Origin of the sequence: Halobacillus aidingensis (genome assembly GCF_900104185.1) — a bacterium.
In the GTDB taxonomy this organism is placed as follows: Bacteria; Bacillota; Bacilli; order Bacillales; family Halobacillaceae; genus Halobacillus; species Halobacillus aidingensis.
Genome location: NZ_FNIZ01000014.1, coordinates 24233 through 37528 on the forward strand (window position 1 = coordinate 24233; position 13296 = coordinate 37528).

The window sequence follows — 13296 nt, forward strand, 5'->3', positions numbered from 1 at the left end:
TATTTTATTAAATGATTGCGCTTCCATCGTGGTTGTGGTATCTTATTTATTCGTTGCTTTGAAAAACTGCATGAAGGGCCAGCGCTCACGCGTCATTCCATTAAGGAGAAGTTCTGTGAATCTTACAGAACAATAAGAAGGAGGAATGGCTCAAATGACGGAACGGCATCCGGAATTTAATAAAGAACTAGACCGGCTATCATTTACGAAAACTTACATGGACAGACTGATCACCTCGCAGGAAACGGGTCAGGAATCACTGAAGAAGCGCCAGGAAGACACCCTTGAGAATCTTAGCTTCAAAGACAGCAGTCTTAGATATCAAGAAATGCTTTCTCATGCGAATTTCATGAAAATGTCAAAAGACCAGCTGGAGAACCTCAAACATCTACGAAACAAACCATACTTTGCCCGCATCGATTTTCATCAAAAAGAAAAGCCCGATCGAGAAATTTTTTATATTGGTAAGACGTCATTATTTGACCGAGAAACTCAGTTTCCTATCATCTTGGATTGGCGCTCTCCTCTATCAAATGTTTATTATGAAGGACGCTTGGGAGAAGTGAGTTATGAAGCTCTTGGAGAAAGATACGAAGGGGATGTTTCCTTAAAAAGACAGTACCAAATCGAAGATGGAGAACTGTTGGATTACCGGGATATCGACCTTACAACAAAGGATGAATTGCTTCAGGATTCGTTAGCTCAAAATGCAGAGAAGCGTTTAACTGAAATTGTATCGACGATTCAAGAAGAACAGAATAAAATCATTCGTGCAGACTTACGAAAGCCGATTATTGTGCAGGGGGCCGCGGGGAGCGGGAAAACAACGATAGCTCTTCATCGGATTTCTTATTTTCTGTATACGATGAAAGAAATTTTCCGTCCTGAAGAAATGCTTATTCTTGCGCCAAACCGCCTGTTTATTCAGTACATATCTGAAGTCTTGCCGGAACTTGGGGTGGATCGAGCTAGACAAACGACATTCACCGATTTTGTTCAACAGGCTACGGGTATTCATCTGCCTGTCATCTCTCAGCATGAGTTGCTAATGAATGTGGTGGAAAAATCTTCGGATCACAGTTCTATTCATGGTGCACGACTAAAAGGATCGAAAGCATTCAAAGCAATCCTGGATCGCTATCTGCAAATATGGAAGAAATGCTACGAGGTAGAGAGTGATTTTAAGCTTGCAGGATTCAAGATTAAAAGTGCAAAAGCCATCAATCGTCTGTTTTTTGAGGAATACAGCTATTTTCCTTACGAGGTGCGCGTCCAAAAAATTAAAGCCGTATTGCAAAGTGAATTAAGAAGAAAAAAGAAACAAATATTGGACAAAATAGCAGCCAAATATGACGAAGCCCTGGATGATGCGCTTTATGGGATGAAGGATGCGGAGAAACGGAAAATCCGCGTCAGTTTTTTAATTACACGGAAAGAGGAAAGGCTGGATGAAATTAAGAAAGCAGCCCGGACAGCGGTTAATCGTTTTATGAAGAAATATCCGAAAGTGGCGGTATGGAACATCTATCAGCAGCTCTTTGAGGAGAAAATGTTTTCAAAGGTTCATGCTGAAGAATCTTATGAGTGGGAACAAATGAGAGAGAATACGAGAAAGGTGCACGCAAACGGGAAGCTTTTTGCGGAGGATTTGGCTCCTCTTTTGTATTTGAAGACCTTTATCACAGGTCTTGATCCTGATGATCGTGCAAAGAAAGTGGTCATTGACGAAGCACAGGATTATAGCTTTATGGAAATTTTCAGCTTGAGGAAGGCTTTTCAAACGGATTTGTTCACTATTGTAGGAGACTTGGCTCAAGGGATCTATCATTACCGGGGATTAGATAATTGGGAAACACTTCAAAACGAAATTTTCCCAACAGCGAACTATCTCACCTTGCAAAAGACATACCGGACGACAATTGAAATCATGAACTTAGCGAATGGTCTTCTAGACGATATGCCGGATGCACTTCCGAAAGCGGAGCCTGTCGTCCGACATGGGGATGTGCCTACTTTTCTTTATAGGGATGAGCTTCGGAAAGGGAACATCCATCAGCTGATCAACGATTTAGTCAGAAAAGGGATGAACAACTTCGCTTTCGTTACGAAAACAAAACAAGAGGCGGAGCAGCTGGCTCGTGAACTTCCTTCCTTCGAGATTATGGAAGAGAATGCGGACATGTTAGGGAATCGTGTCATTCTCCCTGCATACCTTGCTAAGGGGCTGGAGTTTGATGTCGTTTTTCTCTATTGTAATGAACATTCTTATGAGAAAAATGAATTGGATTTGAAAATGCTCTATGTAGCTATGACGAGACCTCTTCATCGTCTATATATGATTGGCAGGCAGCCTGATGACTTTCTCCTAACTGACAAGGATGGACTTTGGACTCATAAATGTTTCCAGATCGAAGCGTAGGTAGCGGTTCATCTTCATAAATAGAATTACACACAAAGACGGGCTTGGGGATTGTTTAAATGGATTTAACCCCTTGTGATGAAAAGGCGAACCTTTCTTCACAAGGGGTTTTATCTTTATTCGGAAATGCCATAGCGGAGTAGTTTAAACGATACATCAAAATCAACTTGGAGACTTGGGATTTGTTCGCGCCAATTTTCTTTTGTGACCCGATTCGTTCTGTTTTGGGCGTTATATTTAGCTCCGAATCCGACCGGGTCGACTTGATGTTCGATTAGAATCTGCAATGTTTCTTGAAGGTGTTCTTTTACTTCTTTTTCAACTTGTTTTTCCAAAGCTTCTACAGCTTCTTTATTTTTTAAATCGATATCTTGGGTGATTTCCAACAAGCGCCCTTCCATCTTCAGTGTGAATGATTGATTTGTCGGATCTCCTTTAGAAGGATGGATGTCATGTTCGGTATTTAGTTCATGGATCGATACATGCAGGGCACCATCGCCTGGTTTGTCGATGCTTTCCTTCTTGTGATACTTCTTTAAAGCATCATCTGCCAGTTGGATTTGAAATTGCCCGTGCTCGAATTCCTGCTTCATCAACATAATGTAAAACGTATTTTCATGAGATGTGGTATGGACGTAGCGGTCATCCTGGAATAAACTGATCCCGTTGATCACTGCTTTATCCTCATCAAGGGTAAGTGATGGAAGGATGGGATCTTTGCCGGCATCGTAATAGTCATGCAGGAAACTGGTCAGAACAGCATTGGGGATGGCTTCTTCGTTGATGCTTTTTTTAATCAGCTCCTGAATGTAATTTCCTGTGTTGGGACGATCTTCATCATTTCCTGATTTCAAGAGGTCTTCTGACGGGACCTCACTGGTAGCTAAAAAACCCATATCCGATATCGCCGCATCCCTTTGAAGGGTGTCCATATACTTCATCATTCCTCGTTTAGCCAGTTCGCTTTCAAATATTTCAAGTCTCACTTGCCCGGATACAAGTTGATGACTGGTGAGCCGGCTTGTAGCAAATCGGATCCCTTTTGATGTATCTGCTTCCCCTGTAACGACCTGTGATGTGCTCGCTTCAGCCGTATCGAACTGGTACATGACGAGAGTGCCCCGTATCCGTTGGTCTTCAGTCAGATCATACCCGACAGCTGTGATAATTCCTAATGTTTCGATATAAGACTTCGGAATACAACCTGCGAGTATGAAAACGATAATCAGAATGGAGGACCATTTCATGAAGCATTCCTCTTTTTCATTAATTTTTTTAATAGAATCATCATGTAAATCAAAAATGGATAGACAAAAACAATCCAAAACCCGATTTCTCCCGTCCAATTGGTCAGTTCGTTTAGGGCGACCCTTTTTTCAGCCGTTATCGAAGTGAAGAATAAAAGGAATGCCAATCCATATAGCGTTGGTTTCTTGGGAGCATTGAACAGTCGCTTCAAGGAATGGACAATCATCCACCCGAATAAAACGATATTCGGTATGATGACCATCATCCATAACGCCACCGCAATAAAATCAAACCGTTCTAGAACGGAAAAACTAATGATTTTGAACAAGGATAAAGTGGCCCATACGATGGCCTTCAACTGATCAGGACTGAAATAACCGATGGAAACAACGGTTACTAACAGGATGAGGAAAGTCGTAAAGAATACACCCGCATGTGCAGGCAACGCCGCTCTTTTTTTGTCTTGGATAAACGGATAAACAAAAAAGAGAATCTCAAGTCCAAGCACGGAAAAGGTGACTTGCTGCACGCCCTTTAGTAAATCAGGAGCCGGTGTCCGAAAGACTGGTAAGAAGTGTTCCCAGTCCATATAGGTAATCGGTTTATAGATCGTAAAGACAAGCCAGATGGTAAGGAAGAAAAAAATGACGCTCGTTCCTACAACCACTCTGAAGCCGCCTAAGATACTATAAACCATAAGCGAGAGTAAAAAGAGAGCCATAAGCCAGATCGGCATCTCTGGAAAGACAAACACCTGAACAACTTCAATGTAATTCTTAATCACCGTCAAGAGTAGCAGGAAAATATAAAGGACGTACACAGTGCCCAACGTTTTTCCAATCCATACGCCAAACAAATCTTGTTGGATCCCAAGGATGTCTGCATTTTCATAAGACTTTAAAATTTGCAGCATGATGAAAACAACCAAATGAAGGTAAAGACCCGCGATTAAAACTGATATCCAGGCATCCACCCCTGCTTCTAGGACAAGAATCCTCGGGACTCCCATTAACCCGGCTCCGATTTGAGAGGTGTGGATGATAAAGAAAAGGTAAAAAGCTTGAACGGCACGATCAGGGTGGAAGGGAATATTCGTTTTCATAGACGGTCCACATCATTCCGTTCGGCCGCTTTTGATTCATTGTATCTGGATCTATCTTTGGTCATGAGGGATTTTGACCGTTCCGCATTTTTTTGAAAAGGTACTCTGAATATTGATTCATTGAAGTCACCCCACTGCAATGGATAGATAGGGGACAAGTATGGACGCCCCAATGATTTCTGCTTTAATAGATGTATGACTAGGAAAGACAGGGCAAAAACAATTCCGATGATTCCCCAGGCGCCTGCCAGAAGGATCATCGGAAAGCGGATGATCCTAACCGCTGTCCCCATTAAATAACTTGGGGCAGTAAAGGAAGCCAGTGCGCTGAGTGCGATGATAATGATGAGAATGTTGCTCGTAAACCCAGCTTCTACAGCAGCCTGACCGAGAACAATCCCTCCAACGATACCCATTGTCTGACCTACCTTGGTAGGTAATCGCGCCCCTGCTTCGCGAAGCAATTCAATTAACATTTCCAATAAAAGGGCTTCTAGAACGGGTGGGAAGGGGACGGTTGACCGTGATTGGCCTAACGATACAAGCAGGGTGCTTGGGATGATTTCATAGTGAAACGTCAGAGCAGCTACATACATCGGTGTCAAAATGATGGACAAAGCCATAGAAATGAAACGAAGTAACCTTATGAAACTCCCCATATTCCAGCGCATATACAAATCTTCCGTCGACTCAAAAAAACTGAAGAGGTTCATTGGACCAATCAACATGGTCGGGCTTTTATCAACCATCACTCCTACACGGCCTTTAACAATCGCTTGGCAAAAGCGGTCAGGCAATTCTGTGAATATCAATTGTGGGAAAACTGTACTGGAGGAGTCCTCGATCAATTGTCCAAGGACACTCGTGTCTTCTACTTCAGGGACTTTTAAATCGCTGATCCGCTGCCTTATAGTATCCACATTTTCTGTATCGGCAAGAGATTTTAAATACACGATACGAATTTCCGACTTAATCCGCTCGCCGACAATCAATTTTTCCGTAACAAGATCTGATGTATCTAAACGCCACCGTATGACATTCAGGTTCGTCATGAGGGATTCAGTAAACGAAACCTGAGGGCCAAATACCAGTGACTCTGTTTCTGCTTGGTTTAAAGAACGGTGTTCTTGATTAGGCAGAGCGAAGAGCGTAGCTTCCTTTTCACCTTCAATATAAATGCATACACTTCCATGAATCATCTGCTCTATGATGGCATCCATTTTGTTCTCTTGTTTTGTTGAAGCTATGGGAATTTTATTTAACAGAGCTTCATTGGTCCAGGGACGATTAGATTTTGTGATGATTTCTAGAAGTTCATCCTCTAGTTGATCTTTGTTTATTTGATAATGAATGAATTGGACAATAATTAATTGACCCTCATGATTAAACACTTTTTGGACGAGGTCCGGGCTTTGGTTAAGCAATTCTTTGGATGACGATAGATATTCTTCTTTTTTCATCGGTAGTAGGAGAGACATCAAGGAACCTCCTTTCTCTTCTTGGCTAAGTAGAATTAGTATGTGAAAAATAGGAGACATTATGAAGGAGGTTCAATACTTCCTCAGAGAGAGTAGAAAGATCTAAAGATTCATCAACTTCTTTACAGAATGGTCGAATAAGAGGTGAACCGCATGAACTTGCAACTGATTGAAGTGTACATCCCTGACAAACACTTCGATTCCATCAATGAAAAGCTGAACGGGTATGATCATCGTTCGTATTGGGTTTCCAGTGAATCAGAAGAACGTATGCTTGTCCGAATCCTCGTCCAAAAAAATGAGGTGGAAGAAATCCTCAATTATTTAGAGGAAGTTTCGAATGTGGTGGAAGGGTTTGAAACCCTGTTAATCCCTGTTCAAACCTATATCTCCAAGGAAACCATTCATGAAGAAACCAAAGAGGAAGAGGCACAGGAAGACGATGAAGAGGAAAGGTCTCGTCTGCTTCGAGCGAGTCGGCATGAATTGATGAATGCCGCTGAAAAAAACAGTCATATTACAATGAATTATTCCTTACTAATTTTATTATCAGCTATCGTAGCTACTGTCGGTATTATTAAAGATAGTGAAGCGGTTGTCATCGGGGCTATGGTTATTGCGCCCATGATTGGTCCGGTTATCTCCGTTGCTTTTTTTGCTATTCTTGGGGATTATAAAGGGCTTGGGCAATCAGCTGTTAGTTCTTTATATGGTATAGCGATCGTATTGTTTATTTCCATAGCCTTCGGTTATTTCACTGATGTCGGAATGGAAAACGCTCAATACTTGGATAGAACGAAGGTTACTTTGATTGATATTCCATTAGGGGTAGCCTCTGGCGCTGCTGGAGCGCTTGCTTTTTTGAACCGTTTATCCGGGAACTTGGTGGGTGTGATGGTAGCTGTAGCTTTGCTTCCACCATCTGTCGCTATGGGTATGTCGATTGGAGATGGATCGATGACAGCAGCCTATGGTGCATTCTTATTAGTGACGGTAAACATCATGTCCATCCTTCTGGCGGCCGTCTCCATTTTCTCAATCAGCGGCATTCGTCCTGTCCGTTGGGATGAGGTTCAGAGGGCAAACGTATCCCGCCCGCTATCCATCGTATTCGTTATCATCATAGTCCTCATCCTAGCCCTCGTCATCCTAGAAGGCCAGAATCTTATCTAAATATCGCTCCCTTTTCTTGAAAAATAAGTTTCGAGACTTTTGTTGAGTGGATGGGGGCTGCGGGGAATAGCTCGCTTTCCGCGGGAGCGCGGTGAGCCTCCTCGGACTGCGTCCTGTGGGGTCTCACCATGCACTTTTTGCCCGCAGGAGTCTCGCCATTCCCCTCCGCCCCTTTACCATTTAAGTATCTCGAAACCACTTCCGAAATAAGCTTCTTTTATGCACGTGGTTATTTGAGGGGAATGAACTCCTAAGCACGCTATTCTGCATGCGGAAAGCTTGTTATAGAGAGCTTTATATTTATAGGCGCAGGATAGTAGAAGGCACCATCACACAGTAAATGGGTTCGTTTCTTACCTTCATGGTATGGGGTGGTTGGGAAGCTGCGAGACTCCCGAGGAAGCTCGGCGCTCCCCCACAGGAAAGCGAGTTGCTTCCCAGCCACCCCTGACGCTCTACTCAGCAACGAACCCCCCAAACGCCTCAAAATCGAGTCTTACACCATCCTGCCCTATTGTTGAATAACGACTGTTTTAAAAAATGGTTGATTTAAAATTCTGAAAAATATATAATATATAATCATTGATACAAAAGGGAGGTCACGATGATGAAAAAGCAACGTCTTCAATATAAAGACAACTTCATATCGATCGTGACTGAAAGCCGTTTGTTTATCTGACTTTTATTAAAATCGTATAGAAGGAACAAGGTCACGTAGGTACGTGCCTTTTTTATGTGTGAAAACATACGTCAAAGGACGTATGTCTTTTTTTGTTTGGATAGAAATCGGTTACACGACCGATTTTTATATAAATCAAAGAATTTTAGAGGAGGAATCAAAATGGTTCACTACATGGAAAAGAAAGAATGGAACGAAGATTGGAAAGAGAGCGGTTAGCGAATGTTTTGAAGAGAGGGTGGTAGTTGATGTTTAGTGTATTGTTCAAGCTGCATTGGTTTTTTAAAATTTATTGGAAGCGTTACACATTGGCGATTATTGCTTTAATCATTGTCAGTATGATTGATTTGATTCCTCCGAAACTTGTGGGGATGGCGATTGATGAAATACAGTTCAATTCCTTTACGAGAGAGCGTCTATTGGAACTGTTACTCATTTATGGGGTCATCATCATCTCGAGTTATACCATTTCCTACTTATGGGATTATACGCTATTCAGTGGTGCGATGATGATGGAGAAAACAATGAGGTCCCGCTTGATGAATCATTTTCTGCGGATGACTCCGACTTTTTTTGGAAAGAACCGAACAGGGGATCTTATGGCTAGAGCTACGAATGATCTGAAAGCTCTGACGATGACGGCGGGTTTCGGTATCCTGACCCTGGTCGATTCGACCGTGTTTATGATGATGATTATTGCCGTTATGGGTTTTACGATAAGCTGGCCGTTGACCTTTGCGGCGTTGATTCCCTTGCCGATCATGGCTCTTGTCATGAATCGGTACGGGAAAGTAATTCACCAGCGTTTTACAGAAGCACAGGAATCTTTTGGAGAATTGAACAATCAAGTCCTTGAGTCCATTCGAGGAGTTCGAGTCATTCGAGCTTTTGTGCAAGAAAAGAATGATGAACAGTCATTCAACAAAATGACCAGTGAAGTTTACGATAAAAACATAGAAGTAGCGAAGATTGATGCTCTATTTGAACCGACGATCAAAATATTGGTTGGCCTTTCTTATACGATTGGATTAGGATACGGAGCGAACCTCGTGTTCAAAAACCAAATCACTTTAGGAGAAATGGTTTCCTTCAATGTTTATTTAGGGATGTTAATTTGGCCGATGTTTGCCGTTGGTGAACTGATTAACGTTTTGCAACGTGGAAATGCGTCCTTGGATCGTGTACAGTCGACGCTTGATTATGAATCGGACGTGAAAGACCCACAGACACCTGCTTTAATAGAAGAGCCGAAGCAGATTGTGTTCAAAGGGCTATCCTTTCTTTATCCAGGGGCAGATAAGAAAAGTCTTGATAATATTCATTTAACAGTGAAGCAAGGGGAGACCATCGGGGTTGTTGGGAGAACGGGGGCAGGGAAAACCACTTTGTTCCGTCAGCTCCTTCGAGAATATCCGGGGGCTTCTGGTTGTCTTGAGGTAAATGGTGTTTCTCTGGAAGACCTTAGTCTTGATCAGACAAGGGCGTGGATCGGTTACGTCCCACAAGAACAGGTGCTGTTCTCAAAAACAATCAGAGAGAATATTCAATTTGGTAAACCAGGTGCACCCGACCAGGAAATTAACCGAGTGTTAGAGCTTGCTCATTTTTCAAATGATATTCAGCATCTCCCTAAAGGGCTGGACACAAAAGTCGGGGAAAGTGGAGTTACACTTTCGGGTGGACAGAAACAAAGGGTTTCCATTGCCCGAGCTTTTATCATGGACCCAGAAATTCTATTGCTGGATGATGCCATGTCAGCCGTAGATGGGAAAACAGAAGCTGAAATCCTTCAACATTTGAGAAAAGAACGGCAAGGAAAGACGACGTTCATTGCCGCTCACCGACTTTCAGCCGTAACCCATGCAGATCAAATCCTAGTCCTCGACGATGGAGCAGTTGTCGAAAAGGGGACGCACGATGAATTGGTTCAAAATGGCGGATGGTATCAACAGCAGTATGAGCATCAACAGTTGGAAAACGGGGAGGTGGGACGATGAAGAAATCGACCGAAAAACAGCTGTTTCAGTATGCGTGGTTGTTTCGTAAACGTATATTCATTGGTCTGGTTTGTTTAATCATCGCCGTTGCTTTAGAACTCACCGGTCCATTCATTGCCAAAAGGCTGATTGATCAGCATATCATTGGAATTGAAACTCAATGGCATCAGGTCGAAACAAAAGATGAACATACCGTTACGTACAGAGGGGATATGTATAAACGCTCCGATCGAAGTAATGAGTCGGATGAAATCCTTCAAACTCGGACGATTCTGCAAGTTGATCGAAGCTATTATTTCACGGAGGAACAAGTGCCCATCGCTGGCAGTCGTCAATGGCAGGACGGGGTATTGACCGTTGAAACGTCAAACCGTACGTATGTTGTAGGTGCTGAAAAAATAGAGCTTCAGGAATTGTACCGTTTTTTTCTTCCTGAAATGAAGTCCATCTATTGGCTCCTCAGTATATACGTGGGGTTACTGCTCATTTCATCCGTGTTTCAGTTTTCACATACGTTTTTGCTGCAAAAGTCTTCAAATAGAATTATTAGAAAAATGAGAGATGATCTTTTCACGCATATACAGACACTGCCGATCCAATTCTTTGTCGACCAACCGGCAGGCAAGGTGGTCGCTCGGGTAACGAATGATACAGAGTCGATCCGTGAGTTGTATGTAAAAGTGTTAGCGACATTCGTGACGAGTTTCTTTTATATGGGCGGCATTTATATCGCATTGCTGTTATTAGATTGGAAACTAGCTTTGTTGAGCTTATTATTAATCCCGATATTGCTGATTTGGATGAAGTTGTTCAAAGGGTATGCAGGAAGGTATAACCAAGTCGTGCGTTCCACCCTCAGTGACATGAACGGAAATATAAATGAAGCGATCCAGGGAATGTCAATCATCCAATCCTTTCGGCAGGAAAAACAGACGTCAGCAGATTTTGAAAACTTGAATGAGCGTCACTTTGTCTACCAGAGGAAATTGATCAGACTAAATGCTCTAACATCATTTAATCTCGTGAATGTACTGAGAAATCTCGCTTTCGTCGCTTTTATTTGGTACTTTGGAGCAGGTTCCATCGGTCCTGAAGGCATCGTTACTGCTGGCGTGCTTTATGCATTCGTTGATTATCTGAACAGACTCTTCCAGCCGGTGACAGACCTTGTCAATCAATTGCCGCAGCTCGAAGAAGCCCGTGTAGCTGCAGGGCGTGTTTTTGAAATCCTGAATGAAAATGGAGAGCCTGTCGAAACTACACCGATTGAACGGTACAAAGGGGATATTCACTTTGATCAAGTGACGTTTTCCTACGAAAAGGGGAATGATGTGCTTAAAGATCTTTCATTCAAAGTGAGTTCTGGAGAGACAGCTGCCTTCGTTGGTCATACAGGTTCAGGAAAGAGCTCCATAATGAATCTGTTATTCCGTTTCTATGATCCACAGCAGGGAACAATCCGGATCAATGGAAAGGCGACGAACGAGTGGTCGAGACAGCAAGTTCGTAGCCACATGGGAATTGTTCTTCAAGATCCTTTTATCTTTAGTGGAACAATTATGTCGAATGTAACCATGAAGGATGAGCGTATTTCCCGGGAAATGGCCATACAAGCGTTGAAAGCTGTCGGTGCTGATCACTTTGTGGAAAAATTACCCGGAAGATATGATGAACCTGTTAATGAAAAAGGGGATACTTTGTCGATGGGAGAAAGGCAGCTGATATCTTTTGCTCGCGCGTTAGCCTTTGATCCTGCCATTTTGATTTTGGATGAAGCGACAGCAAACATTGATACGGAAACAGAACAACTGATACAAAAAGCGCTGGAGGTATTGAAGGAAGGAAGAACAACTCTGGTGATTGCTCATCGTTTGTCTACCATTCAACAAGCGGACCAAATTTTTGTATTGAATCATGGTACAATAATGGAACAAGGGACCCACCAGCAATTGATTCATAGCAAGGGTGAGTACTATCGTATGTACCAGATGCAGCAAGGCGCTGGGTATCGAAGCGGTATAGGTCTCAAAACTGCTTACATGGAGGCAGGTTACATGCATGAGCAAGAATACGAGAAGAAAGACATCATCGATGATGACCTGTATGAAGAAATAGATGACGACGAATTGTATGAACTCGTTCAGGAAGAGAAAAGAAAAGCTTATGAACGGGAAAGGATGGAGAAAGAACAGCAAAAGGAAAAACGTCCTTTTCCTAAATGGATATTTTGGTTGATCGCTTTCATGATGGTATTGAATATTGTCGCCGTTCTTCCGAATACTTTTTCTATTCCAGCGATTGACTTCCTTATGACTTCAGCAAAACTTTCGACAGATGAAAAGGTACAGACCTATAAGGAATCCGTTGTAGTGGTGGAGGCGGGAGAAAGTAAAGGAACGGGATTTGCTTTTACTGAAGACGGCTATATCCTTACGAACCATCATGTCATAGAAGATGAAAAAAGAATTTCTGTTGGCTTTCCAGATGATGGGCTTTTCGGTGCGGAAGTAGTAGAATCTTATCCTGAAGTCGACCTCGCTGTTCTTGATGTCGAAGGAGAAAATCTCCCTCATTTAGAACTTGCTGATGAAACGGTTTTTGATGCACGTGAACATGTGTACTTTATTGGGAATCCGCTAAAGTTTACAGGGATTGCTAATGAGGGGAATGTGATTGGCTATAAACAGTTGGCTGATTGGGATCGACAAGTTCTCATGCTTGATGCTCCGATCTACCGAGGAAACTCAGGGAGCCCGGTCATCAATGATCAAGGAAAAGTGATCGGAGTGGTTTTCGCCACACTCCATGATGATGAAGAGGGGCGGGTCGGCCTCGCGGTACCTATTGATTATTATTATGAACAGACGGAAAAAGGAAACCTTCCTTAGGTTTCCTTTTTGTTTTTACTTTTTATTACTTAGAAGCTCCAAACTACTTTAATGAGTATATATACCTATTAAATGGGCTTTTTCGTCTCTTTTCTATCTTTGTACACCATGGAAGAGTCTTAGGACTTATTTTTTGAAATGGTTATTTAATAAAATGTAACCCCTATGAAGTAGACCGTTCAGGTGTTGTTCAGTAAAATGGTCATGGTCAAGGACAATACCTTTTTACCTGACCCCATAAAGACAAACTTCAGAAATTTTGGTTGATACGATTTTGTAACACAATTGAAATAATCTTAAAAAAGACACCCA

The 13296-nt window shown here is 42.4% G+C and carries 7 protein-coding genes; 4 read left to right on the plus strand and 3 right to left on the minus strand.

Annotated features, from left to right (window positions below; all coding sequences use genetic code 11):
* Nucleotides 1-154 precede the first annotated feature (154 nt).
* Complete coding sequence (gene helD, locus BLS23_RS13480) at nt 155-2419, plus strand: RNA polymerase recycling motor HelD (protein WP_244157210.1); 2265 nt, start codon at nt 155-157, stop codon at nt 2417-2419.
* Between the two features lie 116 nt (nt 2420-2535).
* Here helD and BLS23_RS13485 read toward each other — a convergent pair whose 3' ends face one another.
* Genes BLS23_RS13485 through BLS23_RS13495 form a run of 3 tightly spaced genes read right to left on the minus strand, consistent with a single transcriptional unit; the run spans nt 2536 to nt 6247 of the window.
* On the minus strand, nt 2536-3666 hold the full coding sequence (locus BLS23_RS13485) for a Ger(x)C family spore germination protein (RefSeq protein ID WP_089653112.1): 1131 nt from the start codon (nt 3664-3666) through the stop codon (nt 2536-2538).
* Entirely contained in the window at nt 3663-4769 is a 1107-nt protein-coding gene (locus tag BLS23_RS13490) for a GerAB/ArcD/ProY family transporter (protein WP_089653114.1), read from the minus strand. Before BLS23_RS13490 ends, BLS23_RS13485 begins: the two co-directional genes overlap by 4 nt.
* On the minus strand, nt 4766-6247 hold the full coding sequence (locus tag BLS23_RS13495) for a spore germination protein (protein WP_089653116.1): 1482 nt from the start codon (nt 6245-6247) through the stop codon (nt 4766-4768). Before BLS23_RS13495 ends, BLS23_RS13490 begins: the two co-directional genes overlap by 4 nt.
* A 153-nt stretch (nt 6248-6400) precedes the next feature.
* Between BLS23_RS13495 and BLS23_RS13500 the strand changes: the two genes are divergently transcribed.
* The 3 genes from BLS23_RS13500 (at nt 6401) to BLS23_RS13520 (ending at nt 12984) form a co-directional block, all read left to right on the plus strand.
* Nucleotides 6401-7420 carry a TIGR00341 family protein gene (locus BLS23_RS13500; RefSeq protein WP_089653118.1) on the plus strand — a complete coding sequence of 340 codons (1020 nt, stop codon included), beginning with the start codon at nt 6401-6403 and terminating at the stop codon, nt 7418-7420.
* A 927-nt stretch (nt 7421-8347) separates the two neighbouring features.
* Nucleotides 8348-10096 carry an ABC transporter ATP-binding protein gene (locus BLS23_RS13515; protein WP_089653125.1) on the plus strand — a complete coding sequence of 583 codons (1749 nt, stop codon included), beginning with the start codon at nt 8348-8350 and terminating at the stop codon, nt 10094-10096.
* A complete protein-coding gene (locus BLS23_RS13520) occupies nt 10093-12984 on the plus strand; it encodes an ABC transporter transmembrane domain-containing protein (protein ID WP_208599184.1) in 2892 nt (963 codons plus the stop codon). The genes BLS23_RS13515 and BLS23_RS13520 overlap by 4 nt, the downstream gene beginning before the upstream one ends.
* The last annotated feature ends 312 nt before the right edge of the window (nt 12985-13296 follow it).